The sequence below is a fragment of the Janthinobacterium sp. 1L-D-8-B-C4 genome (genome assembly GCF_057291295.1).
Map to the genome: position 1 here is coordinate 167,425 of NZ_JBXAVX010000016.1, position 26,747 is coordinate 194,171.

The 26,747-nt window shown below is 63.6% G+C and carries 16 protein-coding genes; 6 read left to right on the forward strand and 10 right to left on the reverse strand.

Features of this window, described 5'->3' with window-relative positions:
- Positions 1 to 78: 78 nt before the first annotated feature.
- Both AC0Z42_RS24280 and AC0Z42_RS24285 read right to left on the reverse strand, forming a co-directional pair.
- The gene (locus AC0Z42_RS24280) at positions 79 to 4,485 is read right to left on the reverse strand and encodes a translocation/assembly module TamB domain-containing protein (RefSeq protein WP_485470707.1); all 4,407 of its coding nucleotides are present in this window, start codon (positions 4,483 to 4,485) and stop codon (positions 79 to 81) included.
- Entirely contained in the window at positions 4,485 to 6,431 is a 1,947-nt protein-coding gene (locus tag AC0Z42_RS24285) for an autotransporter assembly complex protein TamA (protein ID WP_485470708.1), read from the reverse strand. The genes AC0Z42_RS24280 and AC0Z42_RS24285 overlap by 1 nt, the downstream gene beginning before the upstream one ends.
- Positions 6,432 to 6,655: 224 nt before the next feature.
- Here AC0Z42_RS24285 and queC point away from each other — a divergent pair, with 224 nt between their 5' ends.
- Both queC and AC0Z42_RS24295 read left to right on the forward strand, forming a co-directional pair.
- A complete protein-coding gene (queC, locus tag AC0Z42_RS24290) occupies positions 6,656 to 7,369 on the forward strand; it encodes a 7-cyano-7-deazaguanine synthase QueC (RefSeq protein ID WP_485470709.1) in 714 nt (237 codons plus the stop codon).
- A 74-nt stretch (positions 7,370 to 7,443) separates the two neighbouring features.
- Entirely contained in the window at positions 7,444 to 8,352 is a 909-nt protein-coding gene (locus AC0Z42_RS24295) for a sterol desaturase family protein (protein ID WP_485470710.1), read from the forward strand.
- Here the strand turns inward: AC0Z42_RS24295 and AC0Z42_RS24300 are convergent.
- Positions 8,336 to 9,010, reverse strand: coding sequence for a helix-turn-helix domain-containing protein (locus AC0Z42_RS24300; protein ID WP_485470711.1), 675 nt, complete (start codon positions 9,008 to 9,010; stop codon positions 8,336 to 8,338). The two genes, AC0Z42_RS24295 and AC0Z42_RS24300, sit on opposite strands and share 17 nt — an antisense overlap.
- A gap of 194 nt (positions 9,011 to 9,204) precedes the next feature.
- On the opposite strand from AC0Z42_RS24300, the gene AC0Z42_RS24305 reads away from it, so the two are divergent.
- Positions 9,205 to 12,252 carry a CHASE domain-containing protein gene (locus AC0Z42_RS24305; protein ID WP_485470712.1) on the forward strand — a complete coding sequence of 1,016 codons (3,048 nt, stop codon included), beginning with the start codon at positions 9,205 to 9,207 and terminating at the stop codon, positions 12,250 to 12,252.
- On the opposite strand, the gene AC0Z42_RS24310 is transcribed toward AC0Z42_RS24305, so the two are convergent.
- Complete coding sequence (locus AC0Z42_RS24310) at positions 12,253 to 12,606, reverse strand: hypothetical protein (RefSeq protein WP_485470713.1); 354 nt, start codon at positions 12,604 to 12,606, stop codon at positions 12,253 to 12,255.
- A 241-nt stretch (positions 12,607 to 12,847) separates the two neighbouring features.
- Here AC0Z42_RS24310 and AC0Z42_RS24315 point away from each other — a divergent pair, with 241 nt between their 5' ends.
- Positions 12,848 to 13,084, forward strand: a complete 237-nt coding sequence (locus AC0Z42_RS24315; protein ID WP_485470714.1) for a hypothetical protein — start codon at positions 12,848 to 12,850, stop codon at positions 13,082 to 13,084.
- Between the two features lie 109 nt (positions 13,085 to 13,193).
- Entirely contained in the window at positions 13,194 to 13,700 is a 507-nt protein-coding gene (locus AC0Z42_RS24320; RefSeq protein ID WP_485470715.1) for a hypothetical protein, read from the forward strand.
- Positions 13,701 to 13,834: 134 nt separating this feature from the next.
- On the opposite strand, the gene AC0Z42_RS24325 is transcribed toward AC0Z42_RS24320, so the two are convergent.
- From AC0Z42_RS24325 to AC0Z42_RS24345, 5 genes are all read right to left on the reverse strand, one after another.
- Positions 13,835 to 16,972 (reverse strand): efflux RND transporter permease subunit, encoded by a 3,138-nt coding sequence (locus AC0Z42_RS24325; protein ID WP_485470716.1) that lies wholly within the window; start codon positions 16,970 to 16,972, stop codon positions 13,835 to 13,837.
- Between the two features lie 23 nt (positions 16,973 to 16,995).
- The gene (locus AC0Z42_RS24330) at positions 16,996 to 18,195 is read right to left on the reverse strand and encodes an efflux RND transporter periplasmic adaptor subunit (protein WP_485470717.1); all 1,200 of its coding nucleotides are present in this window, start codon (positions 18,193 to 18,195) and stop codon (positions 16,996 to 16,998) included.
- Positions 18,192 to 19,427 carry a TolC family protein gene (locus AC0Z42_RS24335; RefSeq protein ID WP_485470718.1) on the reverse strand — a complete coding sequence of 412 codons (1,236 nt, stop codon included), beginning with the start codon at positions 19,425 to 19,427 and terminating at the stop codon, positions 18,192 to 18,194. Before AC0Z42_RS24335 ends, AC0Z42_RS24330 begins: the two co-directional genes overlap by 4 nt.
- Before the next feature lie 101 nt (positions 19,428 to 19,528).
- On the reverse strand, positions 19,529 to 19,897 hold the full coding sequence (gene czcI, locus AC0Z42_RS24340) for a cation efflux protein, CzcI family (protein WP_485470719.1): 369 nt from the start codon (positions 19,895 to 19,897) through the stop codon (positions 19,529 to 19,531).
- A 22-nt stretch (positions 19,898 to 19,919) separates the two neighbouring features.
- On the reverse strand, positions 19,920 to 21,464 hold the full coding sequence (locus tag AC0Z42_RS24345) for a C13 family peptidase (RefSeq protein ID WP_485470720.1): 1,545 nt from the start codon (positions 21,462 to 21,464) through the stop codon (positions 19,920 to 19,922).
- Between the two features lie 143 nt (positions 21,465 to 21,607).
- Here AC0Z42_RS24345 and AC0Z42_RS24350 point away from each other — a divergent pair, with 143 nt between their 5' ends.
- The gene (locus AC0Z42_RS24350; protein WP_485470721.1) at positions 21,608 to 23,551 is read left to right on the forward strand and encodes a GAF domain-containing sensor histidine kinase; all 1,944 of its coding nucleotides are present in this window, start codon (positions 21,608 to 21,610) and stop codon (positions 23,549 to 23,551) included.
- Positions 23,552 to 24,263: 712 nt separating this feature from the next.
- Here AC0Z42_RS24350 and AC0Z42_RS24355 read toward each other — a convergent pair.
- Positions 24,264 to 26,498, reverse strand: coding sequence for a hypothetical protein (locus AC0Z42_RS24355; protein ID WP_485470728.1), 2,235 nt, complete (start codon positions 26,496 to 26,498; stop codon positions 24,264 to 24,266).
- Positions 26,499 to 26,747 lie beyond the last annotated feature (249 nt).

Consider the following 26,747-nt stretch of genomic DNA (forward strand, 5'->3'; position numbering starts at 1 on the left):
GACAGAAAGCAGCAGCAAAAGAAAAGGGCGCCGAGGCGCCCTTTTCTTTTCAACCCAACCCCAAGCAAACCCCGGGGTTCAATCAAACGCCCATGTGTACAAGATATCCAGCGCATTGTTGGTGCCGGTCTGGAACTGCAGGGTAAAGCGGCGGTTCAGCTTGTAGCGCAGCTTCACCAGGCTTGACGCCGTGCTGGCGCCTTGCTCGAACGTCAGGTAGGCGCGCGACGACAAACGCTTGCCGACCGTGACGACGGTGCTTTCCAGGCCGGCCGCTTGCGACAGGCCCACTTCGTCGAGGCCCAGCGAACTGGCCAGCTTGCCTTGCATGCCGCCGCCCGAGCCGCCGAAGAGGGCGCCGGCGGCCGTCGTCAACAGGGCCATTTCATCGCCGGCCGCCGTTTCCGCACCGTGGCCAAGGATCAGCCAGGCCAGCTTGTCGCTGTCGGATACATTCGGTGTCGAGACCAGCTTGGCGGTTGGCGCCTGCGCCGTGCCGCGCACTTCCACGCCCGCTTCCACATTGGTTTCCGACAGCGCCTCGCCTTCGGGGCGCTTGCGTACGGCCAGCACGTTCAGCGACGGGTTGTCGTAGGCGCCGGTGAAATTGATCACGCCGCGATCGATCGCCAGCTTTTGCCCATACGCCGCATACAGGCCGTTGACGACGCGGATGCTGCCGGTCACGCGCGGCGCATTGCGATTCTGCACGCGGGCGCGGATATTGCCGGCGAGATCGGCATCGAGGCCCATGCCGCGCAGGTGGAAGGCGTTGCCGAGATCAAACTCCACGTCGATATTCAAGGGCAGCTCGGGCGCGGCCTTGGTAGCGCGGCTGTTCTTGCCCAGCACTACCACGTCATCGCTTTGCGTCGGCGTGCCTTCCGGCGCCAGTTCGATCAGCGCGCGGTTGGCCCTGAACTTGCCTTCCAGGCTGAACAGCTTGTCGTTGCGCAGCACGGTGGCATTGCCCGACAGGATCAAGGTGCGGTCCGGACGCGACAGCGCCGTCAGGCGGTCGGCCAGCAGTTTCAATTCCATCGTCGCTTCGCCATTCGCAAAGCGCACCCAGCCGTCAAGCTGCGCCTTGCCGTTGCCGCCATCAAAGCTGAGCCGCTGCAGTTGCAACTGATCGCCGGCCAGCTTGGCCTGCAGCACGCCGTTGCGCAGCTTCAGGCCTTGCTCGGCCCAGTTCACCAGGAGGCCGCTGCCGGTGATGTCGCCGTTCAGCAGTGGCGCGCCGATGGTGCCGCTGCCCGTCAGCGCCATTTTCAGGGCACCTCCCAATTCCAGGCCCGGCTGGCCGGCCAGTGGCGCCACCCACGCCAGCGAGGCGATATTGGTGGTGCCCGTCAGGGAGAGCGCGCTGCTGTTGCTGATGCGCCCGCCCAGCATTTGCACGGTGGCGTTGATATCGCTCTGGCCGGCGCGCGTGCCGTCCAGTTTCACGGCCAGGCGCAATTGCTGGTTGGCCACATCGACCCGTGCATCGAGGGTGCGCAGGCCCAGGGTCAAAGGCTGGTCGACGCCCACCGTGATGTCGCCTTTTTCGCGGAACACATGCAGCATGCCGGCCAGCGCCGTCTCTTTCTGGGTAGCGGTGGCCGCTTGCATGTCGAGCGACCATTGCGCGCCCAAGGTCAGGTCGCCACGCGCATTTTCACGCAGCGCCGGCGCGAACTGCGCCAGGTAGTTCAGCGCCACGCCCGTGGCCTGGCCTGTACTGGTCCAGCGCGGGCCGTTCTTGGCCAGGCTTTGCATGGTGATGCTGCCGGCCGGCAGCTTGATGACGGTATTGCCGACACTGACTTGTTCGGGCTTGCCCAGGCCGGCCACGCCGCTGCCGGCCGGGCCTGCCACTTTGACCGGCACCGGCGCTTGCAGCACCAAAGCATAGCGGCCCTTGTTTTGCAGGCTGTCGATGCTGCCGGTCCAGCTGGCGCCGCTCTGGCTGCCCCTGGCGGCAATCGTGGCGTCGAAGTCGTCATTGCGCGCCGCCAGATTGATGCTGTGGTTGCCGCGCGTGCCGGTGGTGCCCAACCTGGCCGTGGCCAGCTTGAAGGTGGGCGTGCTGTAGCCGGTGATTTCCAGCGCGCTGACCATCGGGTCCTGGGCGCCCTGGCCGGAGCCGACGCTGGCGCTGCCTTTGATGGCTTGTACGCGCTGGTCGCCAAAGAAGGTCAGGTTGTTGCCGTCCAGGCTCAACTGCGCCGATGGCGCATCCATCTTGCCTGCCACCACGCCCGACGCATGCAGCACGCCGCCAAACTGCGGGCCCAGTGTGGCCAGCTGCGGCGCATCGAGTTTCCAGTTCAGCTTGTCGGTGGCGCCGCCCAGCGCGCCCTTGGCGACCAGGCTGTTGGGACCCAGGCGCAGTTCCACGTCGGCATTGTCGACCCGTTTGGCGGAAGCCGTCAGCTTGGCATAGCCGGCCAGCGGGGCGTTCTGCAAGGTCGATTCGCGCAGCGCCAGGGTCAAGGCCATGCGCCAGTCGGCGCTCAGGTTGCCGCTGCCGTTGAAGTCGGCGTTGATATTGCCGACCGGCAGGTCGCCAAACGCGGCCGGATTGAGCTTTTGCACCGTGCCGGCCATTTTCACTTCCGGCGACTGCTTCGGTCCCGTCAGGCCGATGTCGCCGCTGGCGTGGATCACGCTGTCGGGTGCCGCGCGCTTGCTGCTGGACAGGCCCAGGCCTTTCGCATCAGCCACAAAGGTGGTGCGCGGTTCTTTCATGGTGCCTTGCACCACGCCGCTGGCCAGCACCGCGCCGACCAGGTCACCCTGCACGGCAGACAATTGCCGCGCATCGACATTCCAGTTCAGTTTTTCGCCGGTACCGCCAAAGTTGCCCTTGGCCGCGATGGTGTTCTTGCCCAGCGCCAGTTGCACGTCGATGCCGCTGAAGTGGGCCGCATCGGCGGTCAGCTTGCCCTTGCCCGACAAAGGCTGGTCGAGCAGCTTGCTGGGGCGCACCGTGAAGTCGGCATTGGCCAGCCACTGCGGGGCCACGTGGCCATTCGCGCGCACGTCCAGGTTCAGGTCGGCAACGGGAAACGCGCCGAAGTCGGCCGGGTTGAGGCGGCTGGTGCTGGCGACGGCCTTGAACGGCTGCTCGTCCTTCAGGCTGATCTGGCCGCTGGCGTTGATGCTGCTTTTGCCCGCTTGCAAGGTCGCCTTGCTGAGGTTCACCAGCGAATCGGCCAGCGTTGCTTCCAGATCCAGGCGCAGCTTGGCTTCACCGAGTTTGGCGCGCACGGTCTGCGTCTTGCCGTCGCTGTCGAGCGTGATGTCGCCGGCGATCTTGGTGCTGTTGATGCTGCTGTAGATTTGCTGCAGGTCGATCTTGTCGGTATGCAGGGTAACCTTGGCCTGGCCGATGCCTGCGTCGGGCGCGTCGCGGTCGACCTTGCCGCTACCGGTGAATTTGCCGGCGTTGCCGAAGTCGATGATGGCAGACTCCAAGGTGGTGGCCGTCAGGGTGCCGCCAAGGCGCGCGTCGAACTGGCGCAGCGGCAGCTTCTGCTGGTCGATCGGGCCGGGCGTGGCGTGGTTGACGATGGCCAGCTTGCCCGACACACTTTGCTTGCTGCCGATGGCCGCGTCCAGGTCCAGGCTCAGGTCGGCCTGCGGCAAGGTTGCATCGAACTTGCCCGGATTGATATTGCTGCCCTTGACCTTGGCCGAGCGCAGGATGATGACCGGGTCGAACGGCGCCAGCGCCAGTTGCGCGTCGGCCGTGGCCGCACCAGCATTGCCCTTGGCAACGATGTTCAGCAGGTTCAAGTCGCCGCCGAGCGCCAGGTTCAGCGCCGCCGGTTTTTCGCCGGCCGGCGCCACCGCCTGGGTCAAGCTGGCCGTGCCCTTGAGCTTGAATGGTTTCACGGCGGCGATGGTGGCGTCGGCTTTCGCCAGGCCAAACGGCGTCACGCCCGAGGCATCTTTCAGCTGCCATTCGCTCTTGTCGCCAGACAGCGCAAAGCGGACCTTTTCAAAAACCGTGTTGCCGCTCTCGCCGATCAGTGTGATTTTATCGAGGCGCGCCTCGCTGATGCCGATCTTGAACGGCGAGGCCAGGCTGTCGGGCATGCTTGACGGTTCGTCCGACTTGGCCAGCGTCTGCACGCCCAGGCTGGCCACATGCAGTTCTGAAATGGCAATGCCTTCCGAGAAATACTGGAACGGCGACCAGTTGATGTCGATATTGTCGGCCGTGATGTGCTGGGTCTTGCTGCGGTAGCTGACGTGGTCCAGGTGCATGCGGTCATACAGCGAGCCGGAGACGCCGGACACTTCGATCTGGCCGCCGCTGGCGCTGGCCACTTTTTGCACCAGCAGTTGCAGGGTCGATTCACGGCCCAGTAACCAGAAAGCGCCGCCCAGCAGCACCGCCAGGCTGACGACGGTAATCAGCAGGTAGCGCGGCCAGCGGCGTTTTTTCGCCGGCGGTGGCGCAGATTGAGGGGACTCGGTAGTAAGGTCGGACATCAGAAAGTGAATCCCAGAGAAAAGTGCAAACGGTAGGCGTGGACGGCGTGGCCATATGCCACGTCGACATTGATGGGGCCGACGGGGCTCTTGTAGCGCCCGCCCAGGCCATAGCCCGATTTCAGTTCCAGTGCATCCTTGACGCTGTCGGCTGAATTGCCGGCGTCATAGAAGGCGGCAATCGCCCATTTCGGCTTGAACCAGTATTGATATTCGGCGCTGGCGGTGGCCAGGTAGCGCCCGCCAACGGTGGCGTCGCCTTCCTTGACCCCCAGTTCCTGGTAGGCATAGCCGCGCACGGACTGGTCGCCGCCGGCGCGGAACAGGTAGACGGCCGGCACGCCTTTTTTCTCTTTCGAGCCCAGCGCGCCCATTTCGCCGCGCACGATCAGTTCGCCCTTTTCACCGAGCGGCTTGTAATACACGCCCTTGCCCGAGACGCGCACGAAGCGCTCGTCGGTCAGCACCGGCAGCAGCGCGCCGCCGAGCTGGGCATTGATCACATAGCCCTTGGTGGGGAACAGCAGGCTGTCGAGGCTGCGCTTGGTAATCGCATAGGTCAGCGGCAAGCTCTTGCTGCGCGTCTGTTCCAGGCCGACCACGGTTTTATCTTCGCTCAAGAATTCGAAGGTCAGGCTGCGTTCCAGGTTGGTGCCGCCCCAGTTGCGCTTGGCCGACACGGTCGACACGGCCGTGATCTCGTTGGAAATGTCGCTGCGTTCGAACGAGGCGCCGACGCTGTCGTTGTAGCCGCGCTCGGTGGTCGGGAAATAGAAATTGGTGCGCGCTGATTGTTTCTTGGTTTCCATCGTCAGCGCGCTCTTGAAGCGGGTGCCCCAGACATTCAGGTTGTCGTAGTTGAGCTGAGCACGGTTCCCGGTATTGGTACTGAAACCGATACCGGCGCTGACGTTCTGCTGCTTGTTTTCTGTCACGCGCACCACCAGCGGCAATTGCGGCGCGGGGCCGCGGCTGGCCTGGGCCGCTTCCACAGTTTCGCCTTCCTGCACCGCCTGGCCCGCCTCGATCTGCTCGCCGAGGATGCTGCTCATGTCGGCGCTCACTTCCACGCTGGCAAAGTAGCCGGTGTCCTGCAGGCGCGCCTGGTACAGCTGCAGCGCTGATTCGCTGTAGTATTCGCCCGGGCTGATCTTGTTCAGGTTGCGGATGATGCTGGCATCGTAGCGCTTCAGGCCTTCGATGCGCAGTTCGCCAAAGCGCAGCTCGGGGCCGCTGCTGAGGATCACCAGCAGCGACACCTTGTGCGTTTCCGGATCGACTACTGCTTGCGTATCGACCAGCTGGGCGCGCGGGTAGCGCGTCTGCACCACTTCGCGCAGCAGCGCGCGCTTGGCGGACTCCCATTCCGCCTGGCGGAAGATGGCGCCGGTTTTGAGCGCCCAGCGGCGCTTGAGGCCTTCGGTATCGTACGGCTCGCTGGCCGCCAGCGGCGGGGTCGGGTCAAAACCGCGCAGTTCCAGTTCGACCTTGTCGATCACCACCGGTTCGCCCGGCTCGACGTTGACGGTGACCACCGGCCGGCTGCCGGCCGTGTCGACATTGACCGTGACGACGGGCGTATAGAAGCCGGCCGTGGCCACCAGGTTTTTCACTTGCTCGGGCGCGTCGCGCACCAGGCGCTGCAACTGCTCGCGGTCCATGCGCGGGTTGCCGCGAAAGCGTTCCAGGTCGAGGTTTTTTTCCAGCAGCTCATCGAGGTCGCCGGGCGCACTGACACGCACATCGTATTGCAGGGCCGGCGCGACGGGCGCGGTCTCGGCGGCCGGCTCTTCGGCTGGCATGTCGGCCGGTGTCACGGCGGGTACTTCCGCGACGGCTTCCGGCGTGGCGGGAACCGGCGCAGGCACGGGCTCTTGCGCGCGTGCGTGGACCATGGGAAGGGTCAGGATGGCGCCGCCGGCGGCAGCCAGTGTCAGTTGCCCCATTACTTTTGCCACCAGTTGTGCCAAAATTCGTGGTCGTATCGCCTTGCCGGTGGCTAAGTGCCGTATGGGACGTGCAGAAAACATGGTGCTCCAGATGAGTAAATGCTGCCCGCATGTTACCGGAAGTGGGAAATTGATGGCGGACGAATAAGTCTATTTTGCGCAGGTATTTCATGGCCTTGCGCCGATTTCGCCAGCGTTGTACTTTATAAAGAAAGAATATTATGTTAGCAACTGATACGGCACTGGTCCTGTTTAGCGGTGGCCAGGATTCCACCACCTGCCTGGCCTGGGCCTTGGAACACTATAGCCGTGTAGAAACCATCGGCTTCGACTACGGCCAGCGCCATGCGATTGAGCTGACCGTGCGCCCGGGCCTGCTGGCCAGGATGCGCGAACATTCGCCCGCGTGGAACCAGCGCCTCGGTGAAGACCATATGATAGACCTGTCGCTGATTTCGGCCATTTCCGATACGGCCATGACACAGGACGTGGAAATCGTGATGCAGGAAAACGGCTTGCCGAACACGTTTGTTCCTGGCCGCAACCTGCTGTTCATGACGGTGGCCGCCACCGTGGCCTACCGCCGCGGCCTGACGGTGCTGGTGGGCGGCATGTGCGAAACGGATTTCTCGGGCTACCCCGATTGCCGCGACGACACCATGAAGGCGCTGCAAGTGGCGCTGAACCTGGGCATGGCCACGCGATTGAAGCTGGAAACGCCGCTGATGTGGCTGGACAAGGCGCAAAGCTGGGACCTGGCCGAAAACCTCGGTGGCCAGGCCCTGGTCGACCTGATCCGCAGCGATACGCATACCTGCTACCTCGGTGAACGGGGCCAGCTGCACGACTGGGGTTATGGCTGCGGCACTTGCCCGGCCTGCGCGTTGCGCGCGAATGGCTATCGGCAATATATCGCCAGCAAGCAAACGGCGTAAGTTGCGCCGTTTGTTCAAGCGCCAGGACGCTCCCGCGCGCCATGCTGTGGTTTTTGCCACAGGAGCGTCTTGCCATGAAATCTGTTTTTTCCCTGCTGTACGGCCCGGTGTTCTGGGCCGGCGCGATCGGTGCCGCCGCCTGGCTGGTCGGCTATCGACATGCATCCCTGTGGGTCCTGCCGCCTTTGCTGTTGCTGGCGCTGGGCGCCTCTTTCCTTGCCGAACGATATCTTCCCTACGATGCCAGCTGGAACCACGATCACGGCGACCGCTTGCGCGACATGCTCCACGCCCTGGTCAATGAAGCGCTGTACCTGGCGGGTCTGGCCGCGTTTCCCGCCTTGGCCGGCTATGTGCAACTTGGTGCGTGGTGGCCGCTGAACCTGCCGTTCTGGCTGCAATTGTTGCTGGCCATTGTCGTCGCCGACTTCGGCATCACCATGGTGCATTATCTGAGCCACCGCTATTATTTGCTGTGGAAACTGCACGCCGTGCACCACAGCGTGCGCCGCATGATCGGTTTTAACGGCTGGATGAAACACCCGCTGCATTTGCTGCTGGAAGCGGCCGGCGGCATGCTGCCGCTGTTATTCATCGGCATACCGCAAGCGGTGGTGGCGGTGCTGGCGTTTGCCGTGGCGATCCAGTTGTTGCTACAGCACGCCAATGTGGCCATGCGCATGGGGCTGCTGCGCCATGTATTTGCCTGGGCGCCGCTGCACCGCTTCCATCACATGAAATACGGCACGGCGGGCGACGTCAATTTTGGCCTGTTTTTTACTTGCTGGGATCGCTTGCTGGGCACCAGTTTCGACGCGTCCGATTACCGCATGCGCGGCGAAGACCTGGGCATCGGCAGCCGGCCCGACTATCCGCAAGCTTATCTGGCGCAGCTGTGCGAACCGTTTCGCGCGGAAGAGGGCGTGCGTGCGCCCGAGACGCCCGAAGGCTTGCGGCGGTCCGGCGTCAATCGAGCACGGTAACGTCGAGCCGGCGCAGGCTCTGGTCGGCGCGCACGCCAAACAGGCTGCGCATGGTGCGCGAAAAATGCGCGGCATCGGCAAAGCCGGCAGCGTGGGCGGCTTGCGTCAGATTGCTGCCCACGAGGATCAAGCGGATCGCCAGGCGCAGCCGCCGCCACAGCACCAGGCGCCGCACGGGCAGGCCCAGCTGTGCGCTGAACAGCCGCTCCAGCTGGCTCAGCGACAAAGACGCCGCATCGGCCACGGCGGTCGCACTGACCTTGCCTGACAACAGGACGTCGACTTCGGCCAGCGCGCGTTGCACGCGTGGATCGAGCTCGCTGGAGCGGGCTTTTGCTTGCAGTGCGGAAGCAATGCTGTCCGGCTCTGTCGAGGTGACGGCTTGCTGCAGCGCCGCCGTGCTCAAACGCAGTGGCTCGGCATACACCGTCAGAACGGGCGCCGGCGCCTCGACAATGGCATGCGGCTGCTGGCTGGCAATCAGCACCTGCTGCACGGTAAGGTGCTCGCCGGCCAGTTCCACGACCAAAGGCGCGCCCAGGCTGCGCATCCACTGGTGGGCATAATGGGCGTGGTTGGCCGTGGCGCGTGCGGCGCCATGCAAGATGGCAAAGTCCGGCGCCAGCCATAGCGCTCCATGCCAGCCTTCCGTGTGCAAGTGCTGTTCCTTTCTGTTGTTGAGCAGTGATCATAGCAGCAGGAGGAAAAGTGACATGACCGACATTATTTGTGGTCTTTTTGATACAGCGTGTAAAGTTTGCAAGAGCATCGTCTGTAACGTAGTATCGTTGACATTCGCTACCGATGGTAGCTGCGCGCTTGCGCGAACTTCGATCAGCTTTTCCATCCGCCATGAACAGACGCGCGCCGCCGTTGTCGTCCAGATCGCATCGTCCGCAATGGGTGGGGCCGCCGCTGTTTGCGGCCCTGGTGCTGACCTTGGGACTGAACCTGAGCTATGGCGCCTGGCGCGCCGCCAGTGATGCCACTGAGCAACAAGTGCGCGCCGATTTCGATTTTCACGTGCGCGAACTGGTGGGTAGCATCAGCGGCCGCATGCGTACCTACACCGACCTGTTGCATGGCGTGCAGGGCCTGTACGCCAGCTCGGCGGACGTCACGCGCGAGGAATTCCATGCCTACCTGGCGGTGCGCGACCTGGCCCGCCACTACCCCGGCATCCAGGGTGTCGGCTACCTGCCGCTGCTGCCGGGCGGGCAGCGCGCGGCGCACGAAGCGCAGGCGCGCGCGCAAGGCTTTCCCGGCTATGCCATCTTGCCGCCGGGAGCACGGCCGGCGATCGCGCCGATTACCTATCTGGAACCGGTCAATGACAGCAACCTGCGCGCCATGGGCCACGACCTGCTGGCTGAACCGGTGCGGCGCGCGGCCCTGGAGCTTGCGCGCGACACGGGGCAGGCGGCCATGACCGGCAAGCTGCAACTGCTGCAGGATGGTGGCGCCAGCGCCAGCACTACGGTGTACGGCTTTTTGCTGGTGATGCCGATCTTCGACAATGGCCTGGCGCACGACAGCGTGCAGCAGCGCCGCGCCGCCTTGCGCGCCTGGGTCTTCGCGCCATTTCGCATGCAGGACCTGATGCGCGGCGTGGGCGGCGAGGCGTCGCGCCTGCTGGACCTGGAAATCTACGACGGCGACCACCTGGACCCCGGCGCCCAGCTGTACGACAGCCTGCCCGGCACGCAGCCGGCATCGGGCCGGCTGTCGAGTACCCAGGCTCTGGCCATTGCCGGCCATGTCTGGACCGTGCGCGTGCGCGCGCTGCCGGCCTTTGATGGCGACTTGCTGGCGCGTCCGCGCGTGGTGGCCTGGACCGGCCTGTTTGTCAGCCTGGCGCTGGCGCTGGCCACCTGGCTGCTGGCGGCCAGCCGCTACCAGGCGCAGCGCTCGCTGGCGCGCGCCAGTGAACTGGCCGGCCAGCTGGAACAGGGCCAGGCCAGCGTGCTGGCGATGGCTGAGGCAGCGCAGCGCAGCCAGGCGATGCTGCGCAACATCCTCGATTCCACCTTGGACGGCATCCTGGTCGACAATGCCGATGGCCGCATTTTCACCTCGAACCGGCGCTTTCGCGACCTGTGGCAAGTGCCCGACACGCTGGACTGGCAGGCCGACGGCGCGGCGCTGGTGCAGCACCTGCAAAGCCGGCTGGAACAGGCCGCGCCTTTCCTCGACGCGCGCCGCCATGCGCCGCACGGCCAGCGCGAACAGCGCGACCTGCTGCACCTGCGCGACGGCCGGGTGATCGAACAATATATCCGCGGCATGCAGTTGGGCAATGAGCTGGCCAGGCTGTGGACCTTCCGCGATATCAGTGAGCGCAGCCTGGCCGAGCGGCGCGAAACCACGCGGCGCCAGGTGCTGGAAATGCTGGCCATCGGCGCGCCGCTGGAGCGGATACTGGAAAGCGTGGTGCTGGGCGTGCAGGCCGACCATCCCGCCATGCTCTGCAGCATCTTGCTGCTCGACGAACAGCGGCACCGGCTGGTGCTGGGGGCGGCGCCTTCGCTGCCGGCGTTTTTCAACCTGTCCAGCCATGGCCATGGCATCGACATGCTGCGTGGCGTGCATGGCGTGGCGGCACAAACCGTGCGCAGTGGCCAGCGCGTCAGCGTGCCCGATTTGCAGGCGGCCGAAAAGCTGCCGGGCGAGATGGCGCTGGCGACGCAGGCCGGGCTGCAGTCGTGCTGGGCCGAGCCGGTGCGCGGCGGCTCGGGCAAGCTGCTGGGTGTGCTGATGGCTTACCACCGCCAGCCGCTGGCGCCGGGTGCCTCGCACCTGGCGCGGCTCAGCGAGGCGGCGCACCTGGCCGGCATGGCGATCGAGCAGGCGCAGGTGGCGCAGGCGCTGCGCGCCGGCGAAGCGCGCTTTCGCAGCCTGTACGACCATGCGCCGGTGGCCTTGTGGGAGCAGGACTGGTCGGCCGTGCGCGAGGCGCTCGACGGCATCAGGCAGCCGGGCGTGCCGGACCTGCCGGCGTATTTCCAGCAGCGCCCGGACGAACTCAAGCGACTGGCCGGGCTGGTGCGTATCATCGACGCGAATGGCGCCGCGCTGGCGCAGGTGCGGGCCAACCTCGATGAGCAGCGCAGCGGCAAGCTGAGCTTGGCGCAAAATTTTGACGAGCAAGCCTTGCCCGCGTTTGGCGCGGCGCTGCTGGCGCTGGCCGGCGGCGCCCACCTGTATGAATGCGAGAGCAGTTTTCTGCGCCTCGATGGCGCGGCGCGGCAAAACGAGCTGAGCCTCCTGGTGATGCCGGGCCATGCCGACAGCCTCGATTTCGTGATGGTGTCCTCGCTCGATATCACCGAGCGCAAGCGCATGAATGCCGAGCTATTGCAACTGGCCACCACCGATTTCCTGACGGGGCTACCGAACCGCCGCCATTTCATGACGTCCTTGGCCAACGAACATGCGCGCCTGCAGCGTGAACTGGCCAGCGTGGCGACTGTCCTGATGCTCGATATCGATCATTTCAAGCGCGTCAACGATGAGCACGGGCATGCGGTGGGCGACGTGGTACTGCGCCACCTGGGTGCGCTGATATGCCAGGCGCTGCGCAAGGTCGATGTGCCGGGCAGGGTGGGCGGCGAAGAATTCGCCATCCTGTTGCCGGGCACCGACATGGCGTCGGCGGCCGTGTTTGCCGAGCGCCTGCGCGCCCGCGTGGCCGACAGTTCGCTCAGCATCGACGGTGGCGTGCTGCTGAGCGTGACGGTGAGCATCGGCATGGCGGCCATGAGCGGCACCGATGCCGGTTGCGATGCGGTGCTGGCGCATGCCGATGCAGCGCTGTACCGCGCCAAGCGGGGCGGCCGCAACCGGGTGGAACATCATGACGGTGGCAGCGGCGGCGTGCTGAGCCAGTTCATGGCCAGCTGATCACAGACCTGCGCGGTGCGCCCGCGCCTGCTTGCGGCTGCGGCTGGAGAGCAGCCAGATCACGGCGGCAATTACCAGCAGCGGCAGCAGCACCGGCGCGCTGCAGGCCAGTAGCACCAGGACCAGCACGCCCCCGCCGAGCACCACGCCGGCCACCATGAACACGCCGACACCGGCCACCACCACGCCCACCACTATCGCGGCACAGACCAGCGCGATCAGTGCGATCAGCAGGCCGCCGCTGGCAAACACCAGCCCGAACAGCCATTCCAGGGGGCCGTCGAGATCGTCGCCGTTGAACTGCATGTGCATGTCGCTGGCGCCGATCTTGTCGAGGAACAGGCTGGCCAGCACGAGGATCAGGGCAAAAGCGAGTATTTTTTCATGGAGGGCCTCAGGCAGTTGAACAAGGAAGAAACATGCTCACACTGTAGCGGCGCCGCCGGGACCCTGCCAGCCACGTGCGACAGGCAGTCGTTTTCGCGGCATGGATGGCATGCGGCCGGATCAGATAGTGGTATCAAACAAGATTTCTTTTCTTGTAATACGCGCTTCGCGACCTATACTGAACACTCACATTTGCAAGGAGGGCACCATGCTTGTGACTGCAGCGAACGGGGATCAATCGCTATCCCCGCAACACCATCGAATCACGCGCCAGCGTAGCGCCGTCAAGTCCTGCGCCGAGCCTGTCGGTGCGCCATCGGCGATACCGCCGATTATCATCAATCCCTATAATTACCGCGTGCCGCTGCCGGCCATCGACCCGCGCTGGACGCCGCCGGGGCCACCGCTGACGTGGCCGGCGCGGCCCGCCATGTCGATGTGCTGAGCGGGGTGTGAAAAGGTGGGGCGGCATGCTGTTTGCAGTGTGCCAAACGCGGCACGGGCCGGCGATTTCGTCTATCATGCAGGCCCCACCTTCCATCACGAGCACCGCCATGAGTACCGATTTCCCCGAGTTTTCCGAGCCAGATGAGCAAGACAGCGACGCGCCCATTCAGGAGCCGCGCCTGTGGACCGGCAACGGCTGGACCGCGCGCGTGATCAAGAACGAGGAAGACGAAGGCTGGGCGGTGGCCATGATCAAGGATGGTGAACCGGAGCCGGCCCTGGTCGGCCCGTGGACCATGGGCCGCGACAAGAAAAACCCCAAGCCGCTCGACGTCAACGCCTTCAATACCCTGGTGAAAACGGCCTCCGAGGTGCTGCGCCGCCACGAGCAGCAGCTGCATGCGCAATTGCACAAGAGTTTATATGTGGCCACCGACGAGGGCCAGGTCAAGGTCATGTTCGACATCGTGCCCGACGAAGAACACCCGTACGCCGAGCTGAGCGCGTATGACGCTGACGGCGAACAGATCGCCAAGGTACGCGCCCCGGCCGCGTTCAAATTCAACGCGACCGCGGCAGCCAACTGGATCGAGGGCGGTTACCGCAAACCGTGACCAGGGTCAGACCCGCCGATAAGCTGCCGATAAAGCAGACGTAGGTCGGGTTAGCGCAAAGCGCGTAACCCGACAACACCCGCGACGCCAACAATGTCGTCGGATTACGCAGGGCTGCGCCCCGCTAATCCAACCTACGCATGCTGCTTCCTCGCATAAGCCAGCCGATAAAGCAGCGGCAACACCAGCAAGGTCAATACCGTCGACGACAAGATGCCGCCGATTACCACTGTGGCCAGCGGGCGCTGCACTTCGGCGCCGGTGCCGGTGGCGATCGCCATCGGCACGAAACCCAGTGACGCCACCAGCGCCGTCATCAAGACGGGCCGCAAGCGCGAGAGGGCGCCTTCGTGTATCGCGTCCTGCAGCGGCAGGCCCTGTTCGCGCAACTGGCGGATAAAGGCGATCATCACCAGCCCGTTCAACACGGCCACGCCGGATAGCGCGATAAATCCCACCGCCGCCGAGATCGACAGCGGTATGTCGCGCAGCCACAGCGCGATGATGCCGCCGGTCAGCGCAAACGGAATGCCGCTGAACACCAGCAAGCCATCCTTCACATTGCCGAACATGGCAAACAGCAAAATGAACACCAGGCCCAGCGCCAGCGGCACCACCAGTTGCAATCGCGCGGTCGCCGACTGCAGCTGCTCGAACTGGCCGCCCCAGCTGGTCCAGTAGCCGGCCGGAATTTTCACCTGGGCTTGCAGTTGCTGCGTTGCCTCTGCAACAAACGAGCCGATATCGCGCCCGCGCACATTGGCGCTGATGACGATGCGGCGCTTGCCGTCCTCGCGGCTGATCTGGTTCGGCCCGGGCGCCACTTGCAGGCTGGCCACTTCGCCGAGCGGAATAAAGCGCGCGCGGCCTTCCGCATTGCCGCCCTGGGGCAGGGCGATCGGCAGGCGGCGCAACTGCTCCAGGTCGCTGCGCAGGCTGTCGGGCAGGCGCACCACGATATCGAAACGGCGGTCGCCCTGGAACAGGGTGCCGGCCTGCTGGCCGCCGATGGCGGTCGAGATCGCCGCCTGCACATCGGCCATGTTCAGGCCATAGCGGGCCGTCTGCTCGCGGTCGATCTGCACCGTCAGCATCGGCAGGCCGCTGGTCTGCTCGACTTTGACTTCGGTGGCGCCGGCCACCTTGCCCAGCACGCCGGCGATGGCCGCCGCCGTTGTATCGAGCACGGCCATGTCGTCGCCATACAGTTTCACCGCCACATCGCTGCGCACGCCGGAAATGAGCTCGTTGAAACGCAGCTGTATCGGCTGCGAAAACTCGTAGTTGCTGCCCGGCAGGCTATTTGCCGTCGCTTCGATTTCAGCCAGCAGTTGTTCGCGGGTTTTCTTCGGCTGCGGCCACTGGCCGCGTGGTTTCAGCATGATATAGCCGTCGGAAATATTCGGCGGCATCGGGTCGGAAGCGATCTCGGCCGTTCCCGTGCGGGCAAACACGCGCTCGATTTCCTTGTGGTTGTTCATCAGCTTGTGTTCCAGCTGCTGTTGCATCGCCAGCGATTGCGTGAGGCTGGTGCCGGGAATGCGCAGCGCCTGGATGGCGATATCGCCCTCGTTCAGGCTGGGCACGAATTCGCTGCCCATGCGCGTGGCCAGCAGGCCCGACAGCAAGACGGCCACCGTGGCGAACACCAGCACCACCGGCGTGTTGGCCATCACTTTATCGAGCGCCGGCGCATACCAGCGCTTGGCCGCGCGCATGATGGCGTTTTCCTTTTCCGCCACCTTGTCGCCGATAAACAAGGCGACGGCGGCGGGAATGAAGGTGATCGACAGCAGCATGGCGCCCAGCAGGGCAATCACGACAGTGAACGCCATCGGCGTAAACATGCGGCCTTCCACGCCGGTCAGCGCAAAGATCGGCAAGTACACCACCATGATGATCAACTGGCCGTACAGCAGCGGCCGGCGCGCTTCCTGCGATGCCGCGAACACCTCCTCAAAGCGTTCCTGCAGGGTGAGGCGCCGGCCCAGCTTCTGCTGCGCATGAGCAAGGCGGCGCACGCAGTTTTCCACGATCACCACGGCGCCGTCGATAATGATGCCGAAGTCCAGCGCGCCCAGGCTCATCAGGTTGGCGCTGACGTGATATTGCACCATGCCGGTAAACGTAAACAGCATCGCCAGCGGTATCACCATCGCCGTGATCAGCGCGGCTCTTATGTTCCCCAGGAACATAAAGAGGATGGCGATCACCAATACCGCCCCTTCCAGCAGGTTTTTCTTCACTGTATTGATGGCTTTGTCGACCAGCACCGTGCGGTCGTAAACAGTGACGGCATGCACGCCTTCGGGCAGGCTGCGGTTGATCTCAAGCATTTTTTTATCGACCGCCTGCGACACGGCGCGGCTGTTCTGTCCGATCAGCATGAACACCGTGCCCAGCACCACTTCGCGCCCGTTCTCGGTGGCCGCACCGGTGCGCAGTTCGCGCCCGATGACGACCTCGGCCACGTCGCGGATGCGGATCGCCACGCCTTCGCGGTTGGCCACCACGATATTGGCGATATCGTCGCCGTTGCCCACCTGGCCCGGCGCGCGTATCAGCAACTGCTCGCCCTGGCGCTCGATATAGCCGGCGCCCACATTGCTGTTGTTGCGCTCGAGCGCCGCGACGATTTCCTGCAGGCTGATGCCGTAGGAGCCCAGCTTGTCCGGATGCGGCGCCACCTGGTATTGCTTGGCATAGCCGCCGATGGCGTTAATTTCCGTTACGCCCAGCACATTGCGCAACTGCGGCTTGATGATCCAGTCCTGTATCTCGCGCAGGTCGGTCGGCGTGTAGGGCGTGCCGTCCGGCTTTTTCGCACCAGGCGTGGTTTCCACCGTCCACAGATAGATTTCACCGAGGCCGGTCGACACCGGCCCCATCTTAGGCGTGATGCCGGCCGGCAGGCTTTCCTTCGCTTCCTGCAAGCGCTCGTTGATCATCTGGCGCGCAAAATAGATATCGGTGCCGTCCTTGAAGATCACGGTGACCTGCGACAGGCCGTAGCGCGACAGCGAACGGGTTTCTTCGAGCTTCGGCAGGCCGGCCATCGCGGTTTCGATCGGAAAGGTGATGCGCTGCTCGGTTTCCAGTGGCGAATAGCCGGCGGCGGCCGTATTGATTTGCACTTGTACATTGGTGATATCGGGCACGGCGTCGATCGGCAGCTGTTGATAACTGTAGATGCCGAAGGCGGCCATGGCGGCCACCGCCAGCATGACCAGCCAGCGCTGCGCGATGGCAAAGCGGATCAAGCGTTCAAACATGATGGTTTCCTTTATCCACTTGATCAATGCTCGTGGCCGGCGGACGCCTTGCCCAGCTCGGATTTCAGGGTAAAGCTGCCTTGCGCCGCGTACGGCGTGCCCGGCGCCAGCCCCTTGGTGATTTCCGTCAACTGGCCGTCGCTGCGGCCCAAGGTAACTGGCGTGGCCTGGTAGCCGTCCTTGACCTGCACGAACACGGACGGCTTGTCTTCCACCGACTGGATCGCCGTGCTTTGCACCGTCACCGGCGCGTCCTGTTCGCCGGCAATCACTTCGACGCTGACAAACAGGCCCGGGCGCCAGGCCATGTCGGGGTTTTGCAGGCTGATGCGCGCCTTGGCCGTGCGCGTCTGTTCACCGAGCAGTGCACCCACATAAGTGATGGTGCCCCTGGCGCTGGCATTGAAGGCCGAGGCTTTCACCAGCACCTTGCCACCCGTGCGCACGGTGGCCAGGTCCTTGGCCGGCACGGCGATTTCCGCCCACACGGTCGACAGGTCGGAGATGACAAAGATATTTGCGTCTTCCTTGACCGCTTCACCGAGCGTGATGTGCTTTTCCAGCACCATGGCGTCGAACGGCGCACGGATCTCGTAGCGGTTCAAAGGCCCCTTGCCGGTAGCGGTGGCGCCCAGCGCCTGCAGTTTCTGCTGCGCGTTCTGCACCGCGATTTCCGCTTCGCGCCAGGCTTGCTGGGCCTGCAGGTAATCGAGTTCGGCCGAGATCTTTTCCTGCCACAACATCTTTTCGCGTTCGTAGGTGGCGCGCGACAGCGACAGGCGCCGTTGTGCCGACAACAGCTCACTGCGCTGCTCGGACAATTCCGTGCTAGCGATCACGGCCAGTACCTGCCCCTTTTTCACCAGCTGGCCCAGGTCCGCATGCACGGCTTCGACCACGCCGCCCAGGCGCGGCACCACGTGCGCCGTCCGGTCCTCGTTGAAGCGGATCTCGCCGGGCAGGGCGACGCTGGTCTGGATGCGGCCGGCTGCGGCAGTGGCGATCACCACGCCGGCCGCCTTGTCTTGCTCTTTGCTCAGCTGCAGCAGTCCTTCGACCGGCGGCGCGGCTTTCTCCTCGGCATGGCCGTGTTTGTCTTCCTCGTGCGCGTGCTCGTCCCTGACGGCGCCGCCCGTGCCGAGGATCAGGAATGCCAGCGCGATGCCGGCGATAAGAATGGCCGCGATGGCGATCAGCTGTTTTTTGCTCAATGTGATATTCATGGGAGGCTTTCTTGCGGAGTCACGGGGGCGCCCAGCAGGCGCTCGATTTCGGCGGCGGCGTGGTGCGCTTCGGTCAGCGCGCGCAGGGTCTGGTTTTTCGCTTGCAGCAAGGTGCGCTGGGCATCGAGCACATCGAGAAAGGCGAACTTGCCGAACTCGAAACCCTTGCTGGCCGCGTCCCAGGCACTCTGCGCGCCGGGCACGATCTCGTTTTGCAGGCTGTCGACGTCCAGCCTGGCCGTGGCCAGCCGCTCGCGCGCCTGCGCCAGCGCCGCCTGCAGCTGCACCTGGGCGGCCGCCAGTTCATCGCCGGCCTTGTCGCTGCGGCGCAGGGCCTCCAACTGGTTGCCGGCATTGCGGTCAAACAGTGGCAAAGGCAGGGCCAGGCCGATGATGGCCTGGTTGCGGCCCAGCTCTTCCGAGCGTTTCATGCCGATGCTGACCGTCACGTCCGGCATGGCGCGCCGCTGCTCCACCTCCAGCATGGCCTGGCGCTGCGCCAGGTGGCTGCGCGCCTGCAGCACGCTTGGCGACGCATGCAGACGCGCCGCCAGTTCAGCCTGCGAGGGCAGCGGCGGCAGCACGTCGAGCCGGCCATGGGCCTCGGTAAAACGCGGCGCCGCAGCGCCCCACAGCGCAGCCAGGCGCTGGCGGGCCTGGACCAGATTGCTGCGCGCCAGGTTCAGTTCGAGCCGCACGCTGGCCTCGGCTACCTTGGCGCGCGTCGCTTCTACCGGCGATGCCTTGCCGGCCGCCACCCGGCGCGCCGTGATCTCGCTGGCGCGCGCCGCCAGCGCCTGCGCGCTGTCGGCAAGGCGCAAGCCTTCCTGCGCGGCCAGCACATCGGCAAAGGCAATCGTCACTTGCGCGCGCGTGTCGGCCGCTTGCAAGGCCAGGCCCGCTTGCGCCAGGTCCTGGCCGCGCAGCGCCACGGCGGCGCGCGCACCGCGCTTGCCGCCCAGTTCGATCAACTGGTTCAGCTGCACGGTGCTGCTGCGGGTGGCGTGGCGCGTATCTTCCAGCACCGTTTGCAGCTCAGGGTTGGGCAGTGCTTGCGCCTGTTGCAGGGCGCCGCCCTGGGCCGCCAGTTCGTGGCGCGCGGCCGACAGGGCGGGGTTGCCGGCTTCGGCCAGTTGCAGGGCGGCGGCCAGGGTCAGGGAGCCGGCGGTTTCCTGCTGCGCCTGCGCAGGCGCGGCGAGGCCGAGTAATAAACAATAGATGAGTCGGTACATCGAATTCTCCGAAAAAGCAGGATGACAATTCGACGGGACGCGCAGCCATGCACGGGCATCAAGTGCCGCGCATGCTGCAATAGAGGAAAAATCCCGCCGGTTTAGACGATGACCGGCGACCAGTCGGGCCGCTTGGGCCCATCGGGAATATGCGAGATGTACAGGAAGGAGGCGCTATCGATGGCCAGCGAGGCCGTGTCGAACACCGGCATGCTGGCGCCGGGCGGCAGCCAGGCGTGGCCGACGCCATGGCAGACATTGCAGTCGCTGTGCGACTTGGCCTTGGTTTTCAGGTCCTTGCCGGCGTCTGGTTGCGGCTCGTCGTCGGCGCTGGCCTTGTGCTGGTGGCTGTGGTGGCCCAGGTGCTGGGCCGCCTTGCCTTCTTCGTGCAGGCAATACGCGCTCGCCGCAGCCCAGGACATCTGGAGCGGAAGCACGAACAGCAGCAGGAGCAGGAAGAATTTTTTCATGGCTGCAGCCATTGTACCGAACTTAACGCGGCTGGGCGCGCCAGTTTTTCAGTTGCTGGGCAATCGCCTTGCCCTGGTAGATTTGCGGCTCGGAATGCTCTTCTTCGCCGTCGCCGCTTTCCTTGAAGTCAGCTGCTTCGCGCGAGCGCACCAGTGTTTTGGCTTTGTCGAACGCTTCGGCAAAGCCGGCGCTGTTCGGCAGCGCTTCCTTGAAATACGCTTCGCTGAAATAGGTGAAATCGGCCTGGTCGTCGCAGCCGAAGGAAGTGCGGTCTGGCCGCGCGGCCGTGATGATCAGCGTGTGGTCGTCCTTCAAGGGGGCGATAAAGCCGCCCGAATAGCAGGCCGAGACGACGATCACTTTCCAGACGATGCCGCTTTGTTTCAGCATGCCGGCCAGGTCCTGCGCGGGCAGGCTGTGCAGGTCCATGCCGTTTTGCGCCAGCGCCAGCTGGTGGTCGGCCGAGCCATGGCTGGTCAGGAACAGAAACAGCACGTCGTTGTTCTTGTCCATTTTCGCGCCCAGCGCGGCCAGGCTGGCGCGGATGCTGGTGCGGGTGGCCATCGGCTGCTGCGCCACCGTATTGCGGCTGTTGACCAGCACCATCGAACGCCCGGCCGTGCCATAGTCGCGGTCGAACTGGCGCTGCACGAACGCCGTTTCACGGCGGAACACTTCCTGCGCGCCATCGCCACCGACACCGAGGAAGTACAGGTTGATCTTTTTCGCCGGATCGCGCGGCAGCACGCTGTTCAAGGTTTTTTCCAGCAGGGCCGGCTGGTTGTACAGGGCCAGCTCGATATTGTCGCGCGTGAGTTTCTCCAGCGCCGGGTCGTCAAGCTGGCCTTCGGTCCAGTTGCCGCTGTCGCTGGTGCGCCCGTCGGGCTGGGCGTGCGCATAGCTCAGCACGCCGGCGCCATCGAACAGGCCGTTGCTGAAGTGGCCCTTGTATTCATCACCCTCGGCGGTGCGCAGCACGCCCTCGCCATCGAACTTCCAGTCTTTCAGTTCGCCCGTGTAGACGATGCCGTCGGGTGTGCGCACCTGCATCTTGCCCTGCGGCTGGCCTTGCACGAAATTCCCCTGGAATACCAGGCCGTCGCTGTCGGTCAGCATGCCCGCGCCGTGCGGCTTCCAGTTGCGAAACGCGCCCACATAGCTGCCGTCCAGGCCCTGGTAGCTGCCCTGGCCGTCGAAATTGCCCTTGCTGAAATTGCCCGCATAGACTTCGCCCTTGGGCGAGGTGTAGCGGCCTTGCCCCTCGAACGCGCCAAGCCGGAACTGGCCCTCGTAGCGCACGCCCGACGGCTGGCGCAAGCTGCCCTGGCCGCTGAACACGCCGCGCTCGAAGCCGCCTTCGTAATAGGCGCCGCTTGCATATTCCAGCCTGCCCTTGCCCTGCATCTTGCCATCGACCAGCGGGCCGAAATAGCGCCCGCCATCGGCCGTCTGCGCCGCCGGCACCTTCGCCGGCGCGGCGCACAGGGGCGGCATGCCGAAGGCGGAAAACAACAGCAGGCCGGCAAGGGTGTAAGGGCGCACTGCGGCGCGTAGCGATGTGGTCATGGGGAAACCGTGCGTGGAAGAGTCGCTAGTCTGCCACTGTCGGCCAATGCTGGCAAATCCTTGCCTGTTTAGCGTGCCAAGGGGCAATTGAACTGATAACATTGATTTTCAGAATTATTTCAGCAGCACAGTCAGGGAATCCCATGGAAAGTCGTCTCAGCCGCCTGGAAGCGGTACAAACCGTATTGCTGGAAATCGGCCAGCGTTCCAGCGCCTGCAGCGATATCGCCGACTTCCTGCAAGCGGTGCATGCGGCGCTGGGGCGCATCATGTATGCAGCCAATTTTTACGTCGCCTTGAGCGACCGCGACAACGGCACCGTGCGCTTTCCATATTTCGTCGACGAATTCGACCGCGCGCCCGACGCGGCGCAGGAAGTTCGCCTGGCCAGCGCCGAGCAGTCGCCGACGGCCTGGGTGATCGTCAATGGAAAGCAACTGGTGATGACGGCCGGCGACGAGGCCATGCATGTCGACGGCGGCGCCTCCTGGGGCGGCGGTACTGCGGCCGAACACTGGATCGGCTGCCCGCTGCTGGACCAGCAGCACCAGGTGCTGGGCGCCATCGTGATCCAGAGCTATGATGCCGAGCACCGCTTCAGCCTGGAAGACCAGGCTCTGTTCGCGCTGATCGCCACCCACGTGTCGAGCGCGCTGCAGGGCCTGCAAAGCATGGACCGGCTGGAAAAGGCTGTGCAGGAACGCACGGCCCTGCTGGCGCATGAAGTGGCCGAGCGGCGCCGCGCGGAAAACCTGCAGCATGCGCTGTTTGAAATCGCCAACCTGTCGGCCCAGGCGGCCGATGCCGCTATCCTGTATGCGCGCCTGCATGCGATCATCAGCGAACTGGTGACGGCCAAAAATTTCCTGATCGCCCTGTATCACCCGGATAGCAAAGAAATCACCATCCCGTATTTCGTCGATGAAAAAGACGCGCAGGCGCCCGTCAAGCGCTTTCATTATGGCGTGGGCATGAGCTCCTATGTGCTGGCGCGGCGCCAGGCCTGTCTGCTCGACGCCGGCAGCTATGCGGCGCTGGTGGCCAGCGGTGAAATGAACGAGCCGCTGGGCAATGTGGGCATCGCCAGCTGGATGGGCGCGCCGATGCTGCTGGGCGAGCGCGCCTACGGCGTGATTATCGTGCAAAGCTATGATGCGTCGGTGGTGTATGGCCAGGCCGAACTGGACGTGCTGGCTTTCATGGCCAGCCACGTTGCCGTGGCGATCGCCCGCGTGCAGGCCGACCACGCCATGCGCCAGGCCAAGGAAACCCTGGAAGAGCAGAACGCCGCCCTGAACAGCGCCCTGGAAGCGTTGAAAGAAGCGCAGTCGGAACTGGTACGCCAGGAAAAACTGGCCTCGCTGGGCCGCCTGGTGGCCGGCGTGGCGCATGAAATCAATACCCCGCTGGGCATTTGCGTCACGGCCACCAGCCACCTGGTGCAGGAGCTGAAACTGACGCGCGAGGACTTGGCCGCCGGCCAGCTCGACGAAGACGGCTTGCAGGAGTTTTTCGGCATTATCGACCAGACCCTGCGCATCATGACCACCAACACCCAGCGCGCCGCAGCGCTGGTGCGCAGCTTCAAGCAGGTGGCCGTCGACCAGTCCTCGGACGACATGCGCAGCTTTAACCTGCGCAAATATCTCGATGAAATCCTGCTGTCGCTGCAGCCCAAGCTGAAGGGCAAGCCGATCAAGGTCGAAGTCGAGTGCGCACCTGAGTTGCAACTGCGCAGCTATCCCGGCGCGATCTCGCAGATCGTTACCAATATGGTGGTCAATTCGATGGTGCATGGTTTTGCGGAAGGCGAGCCGGGCAAGATACGCATCAGCGCCCGTAGCGATGGCGACATCCTGGCACTCGATTACAGCGATGATGGCATGGGGATGGATAGTGCCACTTTGGGCCAGCTATTCGATCCGTTTTTTACGACCAAGCGCGGGTCGGGTGGCAGTGGGCTGGGGGCGCATATTCTGTATAACCTGGTGACGGGGCCGCTGGGCGGGACGGTCAAGGTGGCGAGTGCGCCGGGGATGGGGTTGCATTACACGATACGTTTTCCCCTGGAACCGAAGAGTGCTTGAAAAGGCTTTGAACAGCGGGCCGGAGACGCGGCCTGAGAAAATGCCGAGGGCGGCGTTGCGGCTCCTCGCCGTACATGCGTACTGTCTTCGTCGCCGCGCCTTGCCCTCGACATTTTTCAGGCCCGCTTGGCCCGAAGCGCCCATGTTGGGGACTTGGGCCGAAGCATGGTTTGCTGATGTGCATATCGCTCAGGGGACACTTGGCTATTTGAGGAGTGGCTGCTGTCACCCCCGAAACAGACGTAGCCAATTAGTACGGTAACGCGGCCTTAGTGTAGACTAGGACTGATTTTCTGTCGAACGCCGCTTGCTGAGCACGATATCCAATATTTCTGCCGAAGCTAGTTCGCGTCCCTCGATGCCACCGACAAAATATTGATCTCGCCAATAGATTAGGTCAGAAACCTTAACATCCCCAATATTTAGCGCAAGGGACTTTTATCCAATTCGAAGGTCACAACCTTCTCTCCATTGCTAGGTGCAATTTTTCCAGATGCCTGCTGCTTGGCAATCACGCAGTCGCCGCCAATACCTCATTCCGCTTGGTCGTCGACCGAGCTGCGACGGCCGCCATTTCGCGAAGGAACAAACTCGTTATTAAAGGTACCAGTGCCGTCCGTAATTCGTTGCTAACTTTTTTCTTGCCATGCGAGCTAAACTATGAGGAATATGGCGTCCCGTTCAGTTTTGTTAGCAGCTCTATGTACGCGCATTAAAACCGGTACCGCTTGGCGTCCACACAGATGCTGTGCAGCAGAGTTTCCGCCTTCGACTTGTTCAGAGCCCCGCCGGCGTGCAATATCCGGAACAGATGCGCATACTCCATGCGCAGCCCGGTCGCAAAAATACCCGGGTCATCCGAACCGACGACCACGCTCACACACTTGCCCGCGGACTTTCCATCGAGTCCCATCCATTGGCGGATGTGGTGGTCCTCATAGGTCTTGTGGATGCTGATCCGCACATTGCTGCTGGGGAGGGTTTCGATGGCGATACCGCGCTTGTGCAGAAGCAGCAAGACCGCTTTTTGCAGCGCACGCAATATCTTTGGCTTAAGTACTTCGTTCTCCCGCGTGATGCGGATATCTTCGCGCCCGCGCTGCAGCTCCGAGGACGTCGCACCCCGCCCATGACGCCGCAAAAAATGTGCATGCGCGTTTGGTGTACGCGCGCACGCTTCGGCAAACAACAGGGCTTCGCGCCGCCGGCCTGGATCAAAATAATCCTCCGTCACATTTTGGATAAGCGGATCCAACGAACGTAGTTTCCATGCGTCGGCCAGCACCTCGGGCGTGATGCACGGATCATTCCATATGCGCATCGAGAGCCTATTGATTTCCGCGTCCAGCAAAGGCAGGCACTCTGCATGCACGTGAGTTTGCAACAATAAATCCCGAGCAACGACCAGGTCGTCTAGCCTGTCCTCCACCGGCATGACCACGTAACCACCAACAGCTTCCCACCAAGCCTTGGGATCCAGTCCGGACGCGGTGCCATGCCCGATCCGGCAGCCGGCATCGAAGTCAAGGAAAACGACGGCCTCAGTGATGGCCCTTAGACCCGACATCAGATGAACGAAATCCTCACCCGCATGGTAAGTGAAGCGACGTATGCCGGCATCCCGCATGCGCCGGAACACTGGCGCAAAGACCTCCGGACCGGCATGGCGCTCATTGCTGGCCGCGTCGATCCCACGAATAAGGCTGTCCAGACCTGTTGTGCGCTGGATTAACGCGACCAGCGCGCGCGCAGACTGGTCCGATTTAAGTCGGAGCTTAGCGTGGCGACATGCCGGGCGCAAACCATTTGCTTGGACGAATGCTTTTAACTCGTCCGCATCGGGGCTTTTGATAAAGTGTGCAACAAGGCCGAGACGCAGGCGTCTGGTCGAACGAAACTCGGCGCCGACCGACTGAGGCACCGGCGAGAGCACGGCGTCCCAACCGTTTTCACGCACCCTGACCAGTCGCAGCAATTCGGCAAGGGAGCTGTAACTCTCGACTGGCCTGGTGACGCCGCCCTGCCCCTCCTCGCGCTCTCCAAGAAACTCGAGATAGCCGCGGAGAACCCGGCCAATCAGATCAGCGTTGCCATTGGGAGTGGATTTCGGCGCAAATCTCCCTTCGACGAAATCCACGCCCTTTTGATGCCCACGTTCGATCTGGCGAAAACGTTCGGCATAGTCTTTCTCCGTATTTTCGCGCAGTTCGTTGAGTGTGATGTACTGAAACTGATCGAATCCCTTTTGATCCGCCTGTTGCACCAGCAAGCGGCAGAACTGCGCACGCGACAAGGCGTAGTGCCAGAAAGCCGCACCGGCTTTTGGCGTCGCGGGCCCCTGTCGCAGCGCCTGCATGATCGCGACAAGTTGCCAAGCTTCGCGCACGACGCGCGGCATCCCGTTCAATGGCGCATGCTGCAAACAGGCGTCCTGGACACGCCGATAGGCCGTGCCTGCCGGTTCTTCCACTCCGGGCTTACATCTGGTGTCCGCATACTGCAGCGAAAAATGCAAGAGCTGCACTTTCAATACCACAGCAGTTTCCACTCGCTGCACAAGTACCGCCGGCGTCAGGGTCGCATCTTCCTGGAGCAGCAAGCGCTTGACGCCGTTTCCTGTCTCGATGCGCAGGCCATCGTCCTTTTCAATGACTTTCGCCGTCAGCGCGCCGACCACCTGCCGGGGCCGTTCCAATGCATCGAACCAAATTTTTTCGGCCTCGGTCGTCCCATTCAGATGCATGTGGGTTTCATCCAGACCCTCGGTGCGGCAGAGATAATCGATGAACGGATCGTCGTCCACCGGCAGCGTCGATTCGCACAGCCACGCGTGCATGCGTGCCACAATCTGCTGGCGCTCGCCAAAGACCGGGGATGCCAATCCGGGTAGCGCAACGCGCTCCGCGATCCACGTTGATGTGATCAACAGGGGCGGGACTACCAGCACCAAGTCTTGCCAAGGAGCTAGCAACCTGGCCTTGACACGAATTGACCGGTCATTCCCTTCGCACAAAAATGTGAGGGCAAGCGCAGTCAATATATTCGGAAGGTCTTGGTCGAAATGATCGGGAAGCACGGCAGTCGTGGCGCGATTAGCTCCCTATAGTGGATCCCGAATCTGAGACGATGGTTTAAGCTGTGGTCCGTGAAAGGATGACAGCAAATGAGTGAAGGTAAAAAACGTCGGGTACACACG